14 protein-coding genes and 1 pseudogene are annotated in these 17,112 nt (G+C 52.6%); 7 read left to right on the top strand and 8 right to left on the bottom strand.

What is annotated here, in order from left to right; genetic code table 11:
* Positions 1-176: 176 nt before the first annotated feature.
* Positions 177-692, top strand: coding sequence for a PIN domain-containing protein (locus BJF91_RS00465; protein WP_075612526.1), 516 nt, complete (start codon positions 177-179; stop codon positions 690-692).
* A 68-nt stretch (positions 693-760) separates the two neighbouring features.
* On the opposite strand, the gene BJF91_RS00460 is transcribed toward BJF91_RS00465, so the two are convergent.
* The 7 genes and pseudogenes from BJF91_RS00460 to BJF91_RS24665 form a co-directional block, all read right to left on the bottom strand.
* Entirely contained in the window at positions 761-1,171 is a 411-nt protein-coding gene (locus BJF91_RS00460) for a hypothetical protein (protein ID WP_075612525.1), read from the bottom strand.
* A gap of 72 nt (positions 1,172-1,243) precedes the next feature.
* Positions 1,244-2,035 carry a hypothetical protein gene (locus tag BJF91_RS00455; protein ID WP_075612524.1) on the bottom strand — a complete coding sequence of 264 codons (792 nt, stop codon included), beginning with the start codon at positions 2,033-2,035 and terminating at the stop codon, positions 1,244-1,246.
* A gap of 112 nt (positions 2,036-2,147) precedes the next feature.
* Complete coding sequence (locus tag BJF91_RS00450; RefSeq protein ID WP_162843815.1) at positions 2,148-4,040, bottom strand: AAA family ATPase; 1,893 nt, start codon at positions 4,038-4,040, stop codon at positions 2,148-2,150.
* A gap of 64 nt (positions 4,041-4,104) precedes the next feature.
* Complete coding sequence (locus BJF91_RS24670; protein WP_075612523.1) at positions 4,105-4,701, bottom strand: hypothetical protein; 597 nt, start codon at positions 4,699-4,701, stop codon at positions 4,105-4,107.
* A gap of 181 nt (positions 4,702-4,882) precedes the next feature.
* Positions 4,883-6,115, bottom strand: a complete 1,233-nt coding sequence (locus tag BJF91_RS00440; protein ID WP_075612522.1) for a PDDEXK-like family protein — start codon at positions 6,113-6,115, stop codon at positions 4,883-4,885.
* A gap of 223 nt (positions 6,116-6,338) precedes the next feature.
* Positions 6,339-7,346, bottom strand: coding sequence for a S1 family peptidase (locus tag BJF91_RS00435; RefSeq protein WP_075612521.1), 1,008 nt, complete (start codon positions 7,344-7,346; stop codon positions 6,339-6,341).
* A 204-nt stretch (positions 7,347-7,550) separates the two neighbouring features.
* Positions 7,551-7,685, bottom strand: a pseudogene (locus tag BJF91_RS24665) (flagellin N-terminal helical domain-containing protein); the annotation flags it as partial.
* 215 nt (positions 7,686-7,900) lie between these two features.
* Between BJF91_RS24665 and BJF91_RS00425 the strand changes: the two are divergent.
* The 3 genes from BJF91_RS00425 (at position 7,901) to BJF91_RS00415 (ending at position 12,475) form a co-directional block, all read left to right on the top strand.
* Positions 7,901-8,968, top strand: a complete 1,068-nt coding sequence (locus BJF91_RS00425; RefSeq protein ID WP_075612520.1) for a DUF3800 domain-containing protein — start codon at positions 7,901-7,903, stop codon at positions 8,966-8,968.
* A 100-nt stretch (positions 8,969-9,068) separates the two neighbouring features.
* A complete protein-coding gene (locus BJF91_RS00420) occupies positions 9,069-9,908 on the top strand; it encodes a hypothetical protein (RefSeq protein WP_075612519.1) in 840 nt (279 codons plus the stop codon).
* A gap of 359 nt (positions 9,909-10,267) precedes the next feature.
* A complete protein-coding gene (locus tag BJF91_RS00415) occupies positions 10,268-12,475 on the top strand; it encodes a DNA cytosine methyltransferase (protein WP_083943010.1) in 2,208 nt (735 codons plus the stop codon).
* 34 nt (positions 12,476-12,509) lie between these two features.
* Here BJF91_RS00415 and BJF91_RS00410 read toward each other — a convergent pair whose 3' ends face one another.
* A complete protein-coding gene (locus BJF91_RS00410) occupies positions 12,510-13,178 on the bottom strand; it encodes a frataxin family protein (protein WP_075612517.1) in 669 nt (222 codons plus the stop codon).
* 552 nt (positions 13,179-13,730) lie between these two features.
* Between BJF91_RS00410 and BJF91_RS00405 the strand changes: the two genes are divergently transcribed.
* The 3 genes from BJF91_RS00405 to BJF91_RS00395 all read left to right on the top strand — a co-directional run bounded on the left by BJF91_RS00405 (position 13,731) and on the right by BJF91_RS00395 (position 17,112).
* Positions 13,731-13,910 carry a hypothetical protein gene (locus tag BJF91_RS00405; RefSeq protein WP_139310540.1) on the top strand — a complete coding sequence of 60 codons (180 nt, stop codon included), beginning with the start codon at positions 13,731-13,733 and terminating at the stop codon, positions 13,908-13,910.
* A gap of 94 nt (positions 13,911-14,004) precedes the next feature.
* A complete protein-coding gene (locus tag BJF91_RS00400) occupies positions 14,005-14,841 on the top strand; it encodes a hypothetical protein (protein ID WP_083943008.1) in 837 nt (278 codons plus the stop codon).
* Positions 14,842-14,883: 42 nt separating this feature from the next.
* Positions 14,884-17,112, top strand: coding sequence for an integrase catalytic domain-containing protein (locus BJF91_RS00395; protein WP_075612515.1), 2,229 nt, complete (start codon positions 14,884-14,886; stop codon positions 17,110-17,112).

The raw sequence follows: 17,112 nt of genomic DNA, 5'->3' as shown, positions 1-17,112 counted from the left end.
AAACGGAAAGAATGTCCAGCAAACTTCTATTAGCAAGTCCGAAAATTAATTTCAATAGCTCTACCAATATCGAAGTGTCGAGAGCGCATATCGATTGGACGTGCATTCACCTCACCTTTAATCCTAAATTAACCATAGAATGGGAGGCTGACGTTAGCGAAAACTAGGCTATCGACATGTCACTCGGCTATCTACTCGACACATGCGTTCTGAGCGAAACAAGCAGGCGAAACCCACATCCTGCTGTGGTCCGGTTTATCGAGACAGCCGAGAACCTGATGCTCCCAATAGCCGTCGTGATGGAATTCCAAATGGGCATCACGGAAATCTCTCACAAGGACCCGGTTCGCGCGGTTCGCTTATCAGCCTGGTATCAAAGGCTGTCTGCTTCCGGGCTTCCGGTCATCGATACGACTAAAGAGGTCGCAGAGGTCTGGGGCGTCCTCGCCGCAGACCCTAGACTGAAAAACCTTTTCGTTGCAAACGCGAGAGCGCAAAGGCCCAGAGCTGGACAAGACCTTCACATAGCGGCGGTCGCCCTCGTTCACCGAGTGGCAATCGCTACTATGAACGTCAAAGACTTCACGCTGATCGACCGGTTCTACCCCCTGCCGGGAATCTACAATCCCATGGAAGACCAGTGGCATGCCCGCATGGAGCCTTTGTTGATACCCGGCACTCAGGTCGCTTAAAAGTAGCGATCTCTCTCCCGCCGACTAGCGCTGCTGAGCGCAACAACGTGGTACATCTGGCCACAAACTCACCAATCATCTCTGTACCAAGTTCCAGTCACGACGATCACATCGCGACTATTTGGCTTTTCTTGGCCGACATCTTTGACTCCGATTCTCCGTAGCAGTTGTTCTCTGCCGTTAGCCAGAGACTCTGTTGAGCCAGTAGACCGTCTAGAAAGTGAAAACTTGATCTGCTGGATGGGCGGCTGGTGCTTTGCGACCACCTTAGCAAATGCACGGAGAACTTCCATTCCGCGACCTTTATTTCGAACGTCAGTGGTCAGAGCAAAATGATCGATGTGAAGGATACTAAAATTTTCCTGAAAGGAAATGTTTTCGAAGGTGGCCACATTGCCGTCATCGTCTCTCACATAACAGTTCGTGTTGGAGGTCGACAGAGTGTACGGCTCGTTATTATTCGCATAAAAATAGATCATTTACTCGCTTTCGTCGCAGATTTGTTAACGTCAAGACCATCCACTCTTTGCGTTAACTTTTGTTTTAACCGCTCAGCGGCCAGCAATTGGCTTTATCAGCCGCACGGGCAACCCTCCAACATATTTAAGCTCTCGGTCGGCGGTATATGGCAATTCGATTTTCAATTCCTGCATCCTTCGAAGAACCTCGTGGCCGGAAATGGCTAACCGGATCATCGCGGTGTGTAAACTCAGAGCGCCGATAGACCAGCCAACTAAGATCGTGCGCTCGTACTCCGGGTGTTCCGGCATAAACCGACGATTGTCTCCATTCCTGTAAAAATCGATGGCCTTCAGAATGCAGCAAACGGCGTCTTCGTCGGTCATGTAACCGGCCTCGAAACCTGTCACGGATGGCCAAGATTCTTCGTACCACCATCTCGGTGATCGCGTCTGTCGTTCGTTGCCGCCCAGTTCAAAACGCCAATAACTGCCACGCGCACGAAAATAGAAGTGATGTCCGTCCAACCTCCCCTCGGCCTGCACGGGTGCCCAGCCTGACAGGTGGTACAGTTCGAAATTCCCAAGCCATTCCAGAGCCCCTCGGGTGTCAGCTGTGAGATGCAGCTGTTGAAGGTCGAACGGAGCGTCTTCAGGATCGTCAAATTCCAGGCAGAAACCGGCCTTGTTCATGGCGTGGAAAAACTCCGACACACCCCGCACCACCCTGGGCGGTGCCCAAACGTCATCATTCCGAGTATAGCCAGCCTTGTCAGCGAGTTGTTCCACTTCCCGCTTGTCTTCACTCGACATCTTTTTGAAGGTGATCGCGTATGTACAGGAGCCGTTGCTCCAAATTGACTTTAGAACCAGCTTGCTGGACATCTCGATTTACTCCTGGGTTCAGTCACATGCGTTCGAGTTAAAAGCTCGATCACAATGCTGGGGCGATATCTGTTTTTGCTACGTTCGGGCAGATAGCCGAGCGGGTTGCAGATCATCTGCGTTCGGGCGCATTGAGCTTCGCCGCCATCTCTGCAACCTGGTCAGCAGAAACCTTCCCTTTCGCCTCCAACTCGTCGGCAACAGCCTCAACGAGTTTCAGCTGACTTCGGATGATTTGCTTCGCCCGTTCAAACTCGCTCCGGAGTATATCGTCTACCCAGATTGCGACACTGGGGTCGTGAAGTCGAAGGGTCTCAAGCTCGCGGTCGCTTTTTGCCAAGCTATGACGAAGACGGTTTCCCATCCCCATAACACTCTGTAACATCGTGGCGATGCGGGTGGCTTGGGCGAGATCAGAGTTCGGACCTACGCCAGCTCCGTCGCTGACAGCCCCTAGGAGCACCTCTTCGGCGGCAATCCCTGCCAACAGAACCGCAATTCGATCCCTGTAGGTTTGAACTGTGCGGTATCCGACGTTGGGCACCTCGAAGTATGCTCCGCCACCGGGTACACTCTCACTGTCGTTACGCGTATGGTCGATGATCATGGCACCGTAGAACTTGCCATGTTCAAGCGCGACGACTGCGACGGTATGGCCTGCCTCATGCACAGCAAGCGCGCGACGCAATTCGCCCGTGATCGCCACCATTTCAGGCAAAGATTTGATGATGTCAGCCACTGTCACGTCGCGTTTGGCGCGTCGAGCAACACGTTTAGCGTCTCTGGTAATCTTTGCGAGATCGGCTCCGGAAAACCCACCGGTGGCAGCCATCAGCCTCCGATGCGTTTTCCTCGGCAATTTTTGACCAAGTTGTTGCTGAAGGATAGCAATCCTGTCTGTCGCAGTCGGCAGGGAAATGGCCACATGTTTGGTCAATCGCCCAGGTCGCAAGATGGCACGGTCGATACGATCCAAAGCGTTGGTTGCGCCGATCACGACGACCCCTTCACGCCCATCGAGGCCATCCAGGTGTTCGAGGAAGCCGTTTACCACCTGTGTGCTGTAGTCTCTATTGTCTGGTGAGAAGGAACTGCGGTCGCCAAAACTGTCCAACTCGTCACAAAACAGAATACAAGGTGCACTTTCCTTTGCTTTGTGAAAGTCACCTCTCATGGCCTTCAGCAAATCACCCAGGTGACCTGTTGCCTGCCATCTGGCCAAAGATGTCGCAATGATCGGTACATCGCACTGTCGGGCGAGAGCAGCAGCGAATTGCGTCTTTCCAACTCCAGGCGGTCCCGACAAAACAATCCCGGTATCGACTTCCGACCAATCGATTTTGCCTCGCTGCCAATCGCTCAGGTCTTGGGCAAGCTCAAGCCCCCAGTCCTTGGCTGCGCCGTACCCGAACATATCCTGTAAAGGCGGAAGGCCCTCTTTTTTATTACTCGATTGTTTGGCACTGAGGGCCGATTGTTCTGCCAGCCGCGTCAACGCATTCCTGATTGGACGACCTCTCCGCAAGGCGGCCCAAACATGCTGCAATGGGTATGTCATCGCGGTTTCTGCTTCAGCGCGAGTGACATCGATCCGATAAGCAATCCGGCAACCGATCCGAAAGTCCGTCGTCGAGATTGGCGGGATGTCGACTTTGACATCCACGCCCAACATGACCTGAGCTGGCAGTTCAACGCCATTTTCCTTAAAGATGAGAAGGCGACGTTTTCGGCTGAACTCCCCTTCCATCTTCTTGATGACGGTTCTTGGCTTATCGGCGGCGGCGATCATCATGTAGGCGATGTCGTCTCTGTCCGCAGACAATCGAAGCAAGATATTTTCGGCGCATGTATCGTAGTCCTCGCCGGATTGGTCTGTAGGAACATTCAGCAGAACTACGCAGTCAGAGCCTCCGATAAAATCGGGAGCCTGCCTGAGTGCACGTCTCAGCGTGCAGTACAATGCGGCGTCCTGTGGTGTTTTTAGTGAATGCTTTGTTTTAGGCACAGTTATCCTCCTCGCAGCCTGAGGCGCGAACTTTCGAACAGTGAACTTGGTGTGGTGGATAGACTCAGCCGCGATAGCGGCGAACAATGGTCTCGGGTCCGATGAGTTCGGTATCGAGATCAATCTCAATGAAGCGCCCAACGGCCATGTTTGCCAGGCCACGTATCGGCTTTGTGTCCTGGAATAGGGTGAGGCTCTCAGCCAAGGTTAGGGAGGATTGGTCTTCCAGAACCGACAGCAATCTTACCCGATCTCCCAAGCTTACGTCACCGCCGGAGCATTGAAGTAAGTCTTTGCAGTTTTTTAGACGGACCGGATCGATGTCGCCACGTGACAGTGGTCGATAAGTGAAACCTTCATGACTGACAGCTTCGGAAATCCAGGAGGGAGGGCGGTACTGCCCAACCGCATCGATAACCAAAACGTCGCGCTCGCGTTCGGCGACGAAGTCGGGCGAATAGGTATCGAAACCATTGCGGAGTAGCAGGGACCTGCAGTTCCAACTTGAAACTGCGTCGTCGAATTCCAACAAACACGCGATATCACGCGCCAGTTGGTCCCTGGCGATGAAGCGGCCTACGCATCGGCTAAATCTGGGCTGAAAGGGACCGGTTTGCGACGTATGTGACGTCTTGCCAAAGGGCAACGACTGAATACTCATCTACACAACTCGAATACACGCAGTTAATCACAACCTCAAAGGAGGCAGCGGATCAGCGAGATATTCGTATGAGGTGCAGAGCGATCTTTTTCATGATTGGAACAAATAAAGAACACATGGAGGAGAGTCAATATCTTTCTGCGTCCATTTGCATTGATCAATGCAGCAGATAACCGCTGTCTCATGCGATTTCCGGTTTTTGCTGTTCCACGAGTTGCTGGTCCATCTCAAGGATCGCATACATTAGGTGTTGAAGTTGTTCACTTTGAAAGCTCGACCAAGCTAAAGAAACGTTCGTTTCCTGACCTTCGAAAGACATTCCCGTCGCTTGGGTGGCTGTTAATAGATCGCGGCTGAATATCGTTGCAAACTGCACTCCCATGGGCTTCACGACGCCTTGGAAAAGCTTCGGGTTCGCCATCGCAGCCTGATAAACATAGGATCGCATGGCGCTGTCGCATGGCCCAAGAATAAGCGAGAGATTTACTCGGCCTGGAGTATTTGGATATGTCTTCACCTCGAAAAGTAATCCCCTACCGGTCTTGGTCCATTTAGTTAGATCAGCTTTCATCAGTTGGAGTTCCGTATCCCAAACATCCGGAGTGAAACGGATAATATTGCTGCCTGTGCTTTCAATGGTTAGCCCTTCGATGGACTCAATTCGCTCACGCACCACAGCAAGCAAATTTCTTGGCTCGGGTCGGCAATTGTATATGAAGTCGAAAGCCTCTCTGTGCCGTTCGTAGAGTCTGACGGCAAGTGATCGCAGTCTTTCATCGGTCACGATGTGTTTCCTCACGAGGTCAATGTAGTGATTTATGATGAGCACTGTCTCCGATGGAAGTGGCTCCAGCGGATTGGTAATTATGCTCTCCAGCGTTTCTACGATGCCTCCGTAGTCATACGCCACGTATCCGGCATGGTCTGGGTTGGTACCATCTGGTGTTAGAAATACCATTAGTCGTCGATGGTCCGGGTAGAGTTTTTTGAGACGGACGTCGTACCGCTCCAGTTGTCCATCTCCTGCTTTGCTGCCAACTTTGTTTTCTATCGCGACCACAAAATTGAGAGATGGCAGTTCAACGATGATGTCGATATCGTCTCGCTCCCGATAGACAATTGCATCATCAAGGTCACCTGCAACAAGCTCCAAGGCCATGATCGGCCGCTCATTCGATGGAATGCGGCTCAGAATAGAACGTAGTACGGCGATCAATGGCAATGGTCCAAGGCCGTGTGGACGGCTCGGAGACAGCAGATATGCGAGAAAATTTGAATGACGAAGCTCAGCTCTGACAGCTCCAACTGCTTCGAAAAGGTTGAAGGGTGACATTTGCCGGTGAACAGTGTTGAAATCCGCGTCGTCGAACAAGTCGCCGAGTTTTTGTTCCAAAGCTAAAGCAACTGTATCCATGTGAAGAAAGCCTAAATCAAATCGCTGGCGCACTCTATCCGAACGACATTTGATTTAAAGCTACGTCGCAAAAACTGGAGGATCAAAATTCTCCTGCCACTCAGCCACGCTCAGGGCTGCCTGATCACTTGACCAATCACATTTACCGGCAGACGAGAAGCGGTGAGCGCGGTCAGATTCCCGCTCTAGATCACCATTTACATTTAAGTTTGAGTCAACATACCTAACTGCAGTAGGGCCCGATAAAATCCAGTACATGTTTAGCTGGAATGGCAGAATTCGCCTTTTCAACTCCACCCTCGTGTTGGGTCTCAAATGAGTTGACTACAACGCCTAGACATAGTCCTGCCTCGTCCAAAACAGGCCCACCACTATTTCCTGGTGCGACCACATTTGAGATGATTAGCCGATCTTCGCCGTGGTAGGTGTTGACGATGGCGTTTAGTTCGCCACCGTGGGCCAAGAGATAGGACGAGTCAGTCGTAGCTATTGCCGGGTAGCCGAGGGTGATGGTTCGTGTGAGCACCGATGGGTTCCCGATTGGGAAAATCGGAGCGATGGTGTTATTGTATTCAACTTCGAGAAGTGCGAGGTCAAGTTTAGGATGCAAAATCCAGTTACCACTAATAGGATTGAAAGTGCTGCCTTCGGGCTTGTTTAGTCCAACGAACGTTATCCCCTCCTCGGGATCGACGTTATGCTTTGCAGTAACAATTACGCATTTTAGCCCATCGCCTCTATTAGTCGCCAGAAACCCTGTCCCCGTATATTCGTCCTCACCTCGCCGAACGTACACAGCTGGTACGCTGCCGCGATATTTGCGAGCAACATAGCTGGGCCCAAGGAGAACATTATCCACGACCCGTAAAGTCACAAACAACGCGATTCTGGGCTGGCTCCAAGAATAGTTTACGAAAGCGTGGCTGCCGAACATGGATTGATCAACCACAAGCCCCCATTCAATCAGACGTCGTAACAGAGGCATCAGAGCTGAGGTACTTGTCCCTTCGCCGTCTCCGCATGCATGCAAGAGATGCAAGAAATCCTGTGGTTGAAAGTAGCCTCCCTCTAGCAACGATTTGCGAGCCTCAAAATTCGGCAGCCTGCTTGAATTTTCATTGATAAAATCGCGATACGGATCAGGCTGTGCGGCCAACCCTAAAAGCTTTATCAGAGCCCGAATTTCTTTCGGCGGATTGGTGCCTATCTCATCCAGAACCCTAGCAACCATTGTTTCTCACCTTTTCGCTTATCAGGACCAGATGCTACAGTTTTATACATTGCTCGTCATCACGTTCAGGTAGCACTGCAACGAAAAATAACAGCTTTAGTAAGCTCGAAATAACGGTTGATGGCCGACGTGGAGTCGATATTAGCCATAAAGATGACAGCAATGGCGAAAAACAGACCAAGCAGGTTTTGCTTAACTCGGTCACGCGGCGTTGTCTGAGGCAGTAGCAACACGAAGTCCAGAGGACGCTCTATCTTGCGTGTTACAAAGATTACTGGAGATAGACCGCAAAGCCTGCAGGGCGGCGATAGCGCTCGTGTTTGTCAGTATGCTTGTCATTCAGGTCGCCGATATTCACGTATGCGGCGTCTTCATGAGCCCTAGATTTAAGCATTGCGCTGCATCCCTACATTGCATTGGCAAAGGTTAATTGAGTTGCGAAAGTCACAGGGGGAAACTACCTTGAGCTACGATTGGGTCTGGTGAAAAAACCGCCGGTTGCTAATCTCTGTCAAACGGCCACATGTATGCAACGTGCCCAAAGGAATAGTTTGATGCGCAGGATATATTTCGACGAGAGCGGTCAAACCGGCGCGCATCTCCTAGATCGGAATCAACCCTATTTTACTTTGGGAAGCACCAACATCTCGGAGGCTGAATCAGCTGAAATCATTGAGGAGTGCTTTCCCCGAGCAAAGGGGCCGGAACTCAAGTCTAGGTCATTGTTCAGGCGCGAGAGCGGTCGCCGGTCTTTTATATCCTTCGCTAAAGTGGTCGGACAGCGTGGTAACCGTTTTTGTGGAGCGAAAATCGACAAGCGCTTCTCTATCATCTGCAAAATGGTCGATAATCTAGTCGAACCCATGCTTAGAGCAATGAGGTATGATTTCTACGCTGATAACTACGCAGCTCGGTTTGCCAACATGGCAAATTATGCAATCGCCAGAACCATGGATGAGCGCGCTTCCACGGAGCTTTTGGAGTCCTACAATACGTTCGCCCGTACACCATCAGGAGAAACTCTCGGCGCGCTCCAGGCGACGTTACGAGCAAACCTGGTTGCTGCTCCCTACGGGTCCGAAATGTTTTTGAGTATGATGTCTCGTGGCGCAGACAGTTTTGAGCAATTCCATGATCTAAGTGATTTTAATGACACCAATGATCTTCATCTCACCGCTGTCCTGCAATGCATGGGCTTCTGGCAAAAGGGCTATAAGGGACCATTCGAGGTTGTTCATGATGAGAGCACTCATTTTTTTAAGCGGTCCCAATTGTGGAAGGTCATGACGAACCCTCAGGCAGAAGAGGCAATAATTCAGGTTGGCGACAAAACGCTAAACTTACCCATCAACGTTCAATCCACCACTGCCTCTCGGAGCCACGAGAACGCCTCCCTCCAGCTCTGTGACCTGATAGCTGGCTTCATCAGTTTTGTCTCTAACCCGTCTATGAAGCCGCCAGAGCGCGACTTCGCGCATCGGGCAATAGATTCTGGGATGCAAGAGCTGTCGATTTTCCCGGTGGAGCCCGGCACCGACTTCGTTGACGGCCCGCCAATGAAATCGGATGGGCCCGATGTCATTGATCGCGTGATCAACGCGGTTAAACCCAAACGTCTTTGACGTGAAATTTGGAAGGAATTAGGTGTTGCCCTGGACCACATGTCGACATGGCCGGACCAGAGTGTGATTCCGTGACTTTATTCAGGATGCAGGAAGCAACATGATCGACGACTTTCTGAAGGCCTTCTGCTCGCTGGCACCCCATGCATTTGAAGCATGTGTGCCACCACCTTCCATCTTCACTTGGATAACCAGTGATGGAGGGCAGCTATTTGTATCCACATTGCTAGGTGCCGTCGTGGGTGCGTCTGTTGCTGGTGTTATCCAGTTTTTGATTTCCCGAGCAGAGTTCAGAAGAAACATGCGACAGAGCGCGGCGGAGCGCCGTCGCGTCCGTAGGTTGGAGGTGGCAGATCAACGTAGAAAGAACAAAACAATCGCACTGCATATTGGCGTCAAGGCAATGGCCCTAACCAACCAAATGTATTCCCTGATGGGCCTGATTATTAGCGCAGTGGATGACGCAAACGCCGCCGGAGTAACCGAGGGGGCAATTGCAGTGAAAATGGTATCGATGTCGGGAATAAGTCGCGATCCCCTCGAATTTACCACCGAAGAACTGGCGTTTCTTTTTTGGAGCAACGAAAGCGATCTAGCGAACAAACTCCTACTTCTGAATGAAAAGATCAGTAGTCTCACAGACGCTGTCCACACTTACAGTGACAGGCGAATGGCTTTTCCAGAAGTCGCTGCGACAGGCGCAGAGGCACTAACGAAAATACGTGAGAAGGAGTTGTGTGACTTGGCTGACGGAATTTGCCAGGGATTACACGAAGATTTCATCTTCATGCTAGAAATCATGGAAGAATTGCCGACAGCCTTCGACCGTACGTTTTCCGAAAGTGCTTTCTTCAACGCCGAAATTCCGGAAGCCGGAAAAACGCGCCTCGCCACCTTCACCGAAATATTGAAAGCACACGATATCGAAATTCTAAGCTAAAATAACGGTCCGATGACCCAATCCTTGATTTTTTGATCGACCCCTGACCATCTTATTTGAGCCAAGATGGCCTCATCTGTTGCAAAATCAATGAAATCTGTAGCCTTCTATACAATAACTCGTGTCCCGGCCTCTAAGTAGCTTCACAATTACTTCCCCGCCTAACGCGACATCATGATTCAGCGGTGCGCTGAAATTACAGCGCATTTTTGGATCGATGCCGCTAAAAGTTTTTTAAGCGAGGTCCGAACATGGATTTCCATCACGTTAGTTCAAGGTTTAATTGTTCTGTTTGGACGACGAGAATTCCTTGTGTGGCAATTGAAATATAAATCAGCCGCAAGGAATTCTCGTCGCAAATGCCTCCCAAAAAACGCACCAGCAAGAGATCGCCATCCGATGAAAAGCTCCACGCAGCAGGCATCGCAATCAGCCGGATGCGCCTGAACCAGAGCAAAGGCATTCTTGCGCTCGCCAAGAAGATTGATTGCCTTCGAGGGTCGTACGAAACCGCAAACATCATCTCCCTTCTGCGCGACTGCGGCCTGAATGAAGATGAGATCGCCACCTACATGGCAGTTACGTCGAAGCTCGGGCATTACGAAGATCGCATAAAGTCCCAGGGGACAGGGTATGACGGCGTTCGCGCACTCGTGCGTGCCGATGACGAGACCATCGCGCAGGCAATGAATCTCAGCAATGCCGGTGGACCTCTCGGTGCCAACGAAATCGCTCTACTCCGCGATATTCCTGAGCGCTCGAAAATCCCGGATATCGCGATAATTCATAAACTTCGGGACGAATGTGTCCAGGCCGAATGTGTTCGCATGGCGCGTGAGCGACAGCAGTCGTTCACCGCCTCGGTCAGGCAATTGCATATCGCTTTGGAGGGATATGCGGAGCGGCTGAGATATGTGCGTCATTACTATGAGACGGTCGAAGACTACAATTTCTTCGCAGACGTAAGCGATGAAGAAATCGAAGCGTTACGTCAGGAGGGCGTAAAAGTTCGTGCGATTGAGGAAACGTTCTTTGGCGAGAAGGAAGAGGATATTATCGCGCTGGCGAAAATCCTTCTCAAGGAATTCGATGAAATATTCCCGGGACGCGATATTCCAAAATCAAACTGGGGCCTTGCCGGAATTGGCAATCCGACACTCAGATATTTTGCGGAAGCGAGACAAGCACTTGTGGCGCTTCAAACAGGCGGGTTTCTAGGCGGGTTTCCTTCCGAAGCATCCAATTACGGTCAATGGGACGCGTTGTCGTCCATTGCCTACCTCGCCGGAGTTCATAACGGCAGCATGCTGTCGCAACGCCTTTCGCCAAGACCAGTCGAGAAACTCAATGCCTTTATTGTGCGCGCCGCGAGCGGTGTTGAAGCCCTCGGCCTGGATGCTGCCGGTTTCCGTATTCATGCAACCTACATTTCAATCCGCCGAGGCAGACCGAGACGTGCAAAAGTTGTTCTCTGTAAGTGTACAAGCATGCCAGAGCTGAGGTTTGAGCCTCGGGACCATAAGAAACTAGGAAGACGGATAATGAACGCCTGGAACCAGCGGTGCGTGCTGATCGACGGCGACGGTTTCGCCTCCGATTTGAGCGGGCAAATTGATCGCTTAGGCAAGCACGATGTGCATCTTCTTGCGGCGACGCTGCGGGACGAACCGTTCAAGGAAAGAGGCAAAGGCGAAGACGACAAGCGACAGCAATTCGGTCACGCGTTTCAGTTGCTCCGCGATATCCGGCCTAAAGCCTTCTTCTTTGAAACGTCTGCGGAGTTTCGCGGCCCAAAGCATCTTCCCTTTCGCAACAGGCTGGCACGCCAGGCCGACGATCTGGGATACGCGATCACGGATTTCGAGCTTGACGCTTTATCGTTCGGCGTCCCGCAGAAACGTCCGAGATCGATCTTACTAGGTGTGGCAAAGGAATATGGATCGCAGCTTCGGCAACCGATCCTGGCGAACCCGATACGTCAAACTGTTGGAGATACCATTGCTGACGTGGCATTCGGTTTCTTGCCCAAAATCGAGGCGATCCCCGAAGAAGCGAGGACACCAGACCAGATCAAATACCGAAAATGGGCGCGGGCATGGCTGTCCGAACACGGCGATAAATCTGTACCGGACACGCTGAGCCTCATTCGCGATAATTCTGACAGGTTCGATAAATGGCACAAGTTCGGCTTCAACGAAACCGTAAGCCACATCGTCCAGCCCCGGTTTGAAGACCTGCATACCGACTCCGTGCCGCTATCGCTGCCGATTTTGAAAAGGCTGCAGGGGGTTCCAGACGACTGGTTATTTTTTGGCTCACACGATGAGCAACGGGCGCAAATTTGCGAAACGACACCGCCGGTCATCTATCGCGCCGTTGGCCATGTCATCCACGCCGCCCTTACCGGTGAAGACGTAGACCTAGATCAGGCGGCCAGGCAAAAGCTGGCGAGTGGGCGGTGGAAAAACCCCTCGGGTTTCGGAAGCATGGCACAGAGCCACGATCCTGCACGCCGTAGGGCGCTGGAATGGCGTGAACATATCCTACGAGAGGAAGAAGGTCCCTGACCCGTGCACGGGTCAGGGATTGCCGTAGGAGTTGTCAGAAGCCGAGGTCTGGGACCTTGCGCTTGCCCAATTCCTTCCAAACCATTTCCTTAGCTTCGTCGACGTGGAAACCGCCGACCTTATCGACTTCTTCGTCATTGACGATGAGCTTCGCTTTGAAATTGGCGACATCAACTCGCCACTTGTCATCCCCAGTGTCAAAGTTGATTGAAAGGACACCATCGGTCCTGTTCACAGTTATCGGACTATCTGTCTTGTCCTGAATTGTTGGCTCAATGGCGCGCAGGAGCTTTACGAAGTCAGTATTGTCGATCAGGTCGGGATGCGAATTGCGAATGCGTAGAACCGGATACTCTTTTAGGTATGTGGCGATCTGGGTGAATACCTCATCGGTGTCGCCGCGAAATTTCGGGGTATCGGAGGAACAGCCCCACTCGACGAACTTCCAGTCGCCATAGCCCAGCGGCTCTTCTCCGACATCCGCAATCGACAGACATGTTCCCTTCCAGGGATTGGGGGAATCTTCGAAGAACGCATCCGTGACACGTATGGTCACTGTGTGATGCAGGCTGCCGTCTTCATTTTGAAAGCAGATATCTCGTCCCCAGTTTCTGTCATAGCGCGGTTTCAGGCCAAGTTCGCTCAGAACGGTCTTCAGCTTTTCCTGCACCTCACCAAGTCTTTTTAGCTTCACAAATTCCATTTGTAGGGTTCTCCAGTACGGTTACCCTATTTGTTCGGCACGAGGCTGCATGGGACAATGTATCAGCCTGGAGCGATCACGTTAACCATACTTCAAAGTTTAATAAAATCTTAACGACCGTGACTGGACTCGGCTGTCTGGCAATGGCATTCGTTTCGCCACGTCCTTTGGAGAAGAGTATGTCGTTCTTCCGAATATCCCATCAAGCGCCAAGCGCTCGCTACGGGTTCGCAGGCTAACTGCCTTAACGACTGCTGGCGCGCACGCGCATTCCAGGTCCGCCTGTCTCTCAACACAAGACCATGGGTCTGCAATGGAGGCCTTGCGACACGTCGCCTGGCTTTGATCCGCCACGCCCTCAGGTTGTTTTTGCAACCGAAATGAGTCTTGTCTCAGTTGATTTCGACTGCTGCCATGGCCGCAAAGATATCGGATTATCCGCTCATTGGCCGCCATACAGCGGCTTGGCAGCTTCAATCATCGACATGACGTCGAACAGATTTTAGCAGTTAAAGCGAAATCAGATCAATGGCAAAACCTGGAATGAAAACCGTGGCGACACGGAACGAACACGCGCGTCCCAAGCGTCGTAAGCGCAACGCCAAGCCCCACTGGTTCGGATACCATCCGGCTGACGATTTCTCGACCGTCGAGTGCCTCGGCTCTTATGACGTCAAGGACTGCTTCTTCTCGTCAGTCGGCGAACGCCTGAAAACGTTCGACCGTTCCTAGGGCCTGCGGCCACGCAACCTACCCCAAAACATCAGGCAGCATCCTTTGGCTATTCAGCCAAGGGCGGAGCCTTGCCGAATTGAGGAGCACGGACGTGCGTCATACCCATAAGATCGCCAAGCATCTTTACCTGAAACGCGCGGGACTGCGTGAACTTTCCTTCCCGAACGGATCGGTCTCCAGTGTCGATCAATCGCCGCTACCGGCTGCTTCTATCAGCTACCTTGCAGTAACCAGCGGCTCGATGGCAGCCAAACCTCGCTCCGCCTGGCACGAGCCTGATCATGGCCTCGCCCTGCGCACTCCTGCGCTCAAACAGGCGAAGACGACCCGGGGTCACACTTTCTATCGTGACACCGTCATCTACCACGAAAGCGGCCTTGAACATCGTGTCAGTGTCGTTCTCCAAACCTATCGCGGCCTTGCCCGGCTGATCTCACAATACCCGAAGGTCGAATGGGTCGATGAAGATGGCGTCGCCCATCATCACACCTGCGACTACTTCATCGAGCTTGCCGACGGCACCCGTGTCGCAATCGTCGTGAAGTACGAACGCAAGCGCGAGGAGATGCTCGATCTGATCGAGCGCATCTGTAACAACGGGATTACCGGGATCGCCAAGGGAGGCAAGCGCACGGTCGGAGTGGCCGACGCTGTGGTTCTCGTTACCAACGCGCAGGCAACTCAGGAAGCATTCGAAAACGCTTATTTCCTGCTCTCGTCTCGTGCTCATCACGACCAGGCTGAATGCGCCGCTCTCTATGACATCGTTCAACAACTGCCCGGTACTTTCCGTTTTGGTCAGTTGCTCCTGAACTGCTGGCCTCGCGCTAAACGCCGTACCGCCATCTGGCGTCTCCTCGACCTTGGCCTCATCGAACCGGTCAATCCCGGCCTGATCGATGAACTCGCCTGGCTGCGCGCTGCCTGAACCTACCCCTTCATCACCGTATATTCAACGAAAGGACATCCCGTGGATTTTCGCCCTGTACCCGCACGCCGCTTCATCCATTCCATGATCGGCATGGACCGCAAGGACCTTTACGAAGATAAAAAGCGCAAAGAAAACTTCATCCCGCTTATGCGCGATGACCTCGGTTACATGATGCAGGCCGAGAACGATTCCGAGCGCAAGATTTTCCTTACTCACTCAGAAATCTACAAGGCACTCGATTCCAATCAGGCCGAAATCAAATACGGCCATAATGGCGTCGCTCAGCAGGCGCTTCGCGCAGCCTTCGGCGACCAGAAATGGAGCGACTTCGACGACAAGCCGCATCTCCAGACTATCGCGCTTTGGCGCGAGAAGATGCTGCAAAAGTATGCGGACGAGTGCGAGCTTAAGCGTAAACGCCTGCCGTTTTCCGAGAATGCACTGAAGCCGTTTCTGCGCAAATGGCGGAAAGACGTCATTGGTGACCTCATCGATCTGGATGAAGAAGAAGAGAAAGGCCGCGCCGATCAGGCGGAGGAAATCATCGTCTTTAAACGTCCGACCGCCAAAACCTTCAAACGTTGGCACGACATGTATTACGGCTGCGACATGGATGTGATGGCACTTCTGCCTCGCCATCACGGTCCCGGGCCAAAGCTGTTTTCATTCAAACCAGCCTCGATTGCCTTCGCGCATAAAGAAGCGATGGGCTATCTGGACCGCAGCCGTCCCACCAAGGCCCACACCTACCGCAATTATCTGGCCGCCCTCCAGCAGCATAACAAAACCGTCGCGGTGCACCGCCAGGTCGAAAAAGTCTCGCGCAAAAAATTCGAGGCGATGATCGCCAATTTCGATGCGTTCCACGTCGTAGCAAGCCGCCTGGGTGAAAAATTCGCCATCCGTAAGTTCATGGCGATCCGCCGCAGCTTTACCGTGCTTGCCCCCGGCCAGCGCATCGAGATGGACTTCGTCAATGTCGATCTCGTGTCCCTGCTGGTGGAGACCGGAATCTGGGCGATCCTGCCGGAGGACATTCAGGATAAAATCCCGCGTCAGCGCATCTACTTCGGTGCCGCCATCGACGTGGCCACTCGTTATATCCTGGCCTTCAAGGCAAGCCTTGTTCCGAACGGTGCATCGGCTGTCGCCACGATCCGCATGATCATGACCGATAAACGTCACCTGTCGACGCATGTGGATGCGCAAACGCCCTGGATCGGAAAAATCCGCCCGTGGTTCATCACCCATGACAACGGCTCGGAGTTTATCGCCAAGAAGACCCAGGACGTCCTTCGCCTCGCTCGTATCGAAGCAACCCGCCCGCCTGCAGGCCAGCCAACCTGCCGTCCTTTCATCGAGAAGGTGTTTCATTCCATCGGGCTGCTTATCACCCCGTATTTCGATGGCCGCACCTTCCACAACGTCGTTGCCAAGGGTGATTATGATCCGCAGAGGCACGCCAGTCTGCTGGTCGAGGAACTGATCAAGATTTTCATCTTCGCGATCTGCGACATCTACCACAACAAGCCGCACGAAGGCCTTGGAGGAAACACTCCCCACAATGCGTGGGTCCAAGCCTGCCAGGAATATGAGATCGACTACCCGCCAGGTTCGGCTGAAATGCTGCAGATTTTCGGCCACAAGGTCAAACGCCGCGTCACTCCTTATGGCGTCACGTTCATGGGCATCACTTATGACGATCCCGAACTTCAACGCATGCGCACCAAATACGGGGAAATCGACGTCTGGATCAAGTTCGACCCGGAAGGCGTAGCACAGGTGGCGTTTAAGTCCGACAAAGGGTGGTTCGTAGCACGCAATACCGTTGGTCTCGATGACACCGTAACCCTGGCGGAATGGGTCGCCGCCCGCAATGAACTTCGTTCCCACTATGCGACCGCTGCGGAACAGGGCCTGAAGGTCATGTATGAGGCCATCAACCGCCTTCGTAAAATCGGTGAAGCAGCGACCCTGCGTGCTGGCCTTTCGCCCCGCATCCCGACTGAAGCCGATTTCCTGAAATGGGAGACCGAGGTGTTCGGCGCGTGGAATGTCGTGGCGTCGGAAGATTTGCCGCCGTTGCTCCAGGAAGGCCCGCTCCCAGATGACCCGCTGCATCTCGGCGTTGTCACCAACAAACCGGAACTGTTCAGCAAGGACAAGATGGAACAGGCCGCCCAGGAAGCTGGTGAGGCAGAGGATGACGAGGATTCCGAAACCGAAGAAGTCATTTCCAATTTTTCGAAATACGACGAGGAATACTGA

The organism is Gillisella taibaishanensis (assembly GCF_001938985.1).
GTDB classification, from domain to species: domain Bacteria; phylum Pseudomonadota; class Alphaproteobacteria; order Rhizobiales; family Rhizobiaceae; genus Allorhizobium; species Allorhizobium taibaishanense.
This window is presented reverse-complemented; position numbering and strand designations above follow the sequence as displayed.

What these genes read in the sequence shown, in the direction of transcription:
- BJF91_RS00415 (WP_083943010.1), top strand. Translation starts at nt 10,268, where the DNA reads ATGCCTCCCAAAAAACGCACCAGCAAGAGATCGCCATCCGATGAAAAG.
- BJF91_RS00425 (WP_075612520.1), top strand. Translation starts at nt 7,901, where the DNA reads ATGCGCAGGATATATTTCGACGAGAGCGGTCAAACCGGCGCGCATCTC.
- BJF91_RS00440 (WP_075612522.1), bottom strand. Translation starts at nt 6,115, where the DNA reads ATGGATACAGTTGCTTTAGCTTTGGAACAAAAACTCGGCGACTTGTTC.
- BJF91_RS00465 (WP_075612526.1), top strand. Translation starts at nt 177, where the DNA reads ATGTCACTCGGCTATCTACTCGACACATGCGTTCTGAGCGAAACAAGC.
- BJF91_RS00455 (WP_075612524.1), bottom strand. Translation starts at nt 2,035, where the DNA reads ATGTCCAGCAAGCTGGTTCTAAAGTCAATTTGGAGCAACGGCTCCTGT.
- BJF91_RS00410 (WP_075612517.1), bottom strand. Translation starts at nt 13,178, where the DNA reads ATGGAATTTGTGAAGCTAAAAAGACTTGGTGAGGTGCAGGAAAAGCTG.
- BJF91_RS00435 (WP_075612521.1), bottom strand. Translation starts at nt 7,346, where the DNA reads ATGGTTGCTAGGGTTCTGGATGAGATAGGCACCAATCCGCCGAAAGAA.
- BJF91_RS00460 (WP_075612525.1), bottom strand. Translation starts at nt 1,171, where the DNA reads ATGATCTATTTTTATGCGAATAATAACGAGCCGTACACTCTGTCGACC.
- BJF91_RS00420 (WP_075612519.1), top strand. Translation starts at nt 9,069, where the DNA reads ATGATCGACGACTTTCTGAAGGCCTTCTGCTCGCTGGCACCCCATGCA.
- BJF91_RS24670 (WP_075612523.1), bottom strand. Translation starts at nt 4,701, where the DNA reads ATGAGTATTCAGTCGTTGCCCTTTGGCAAGACGTCACATACGTCGCAA.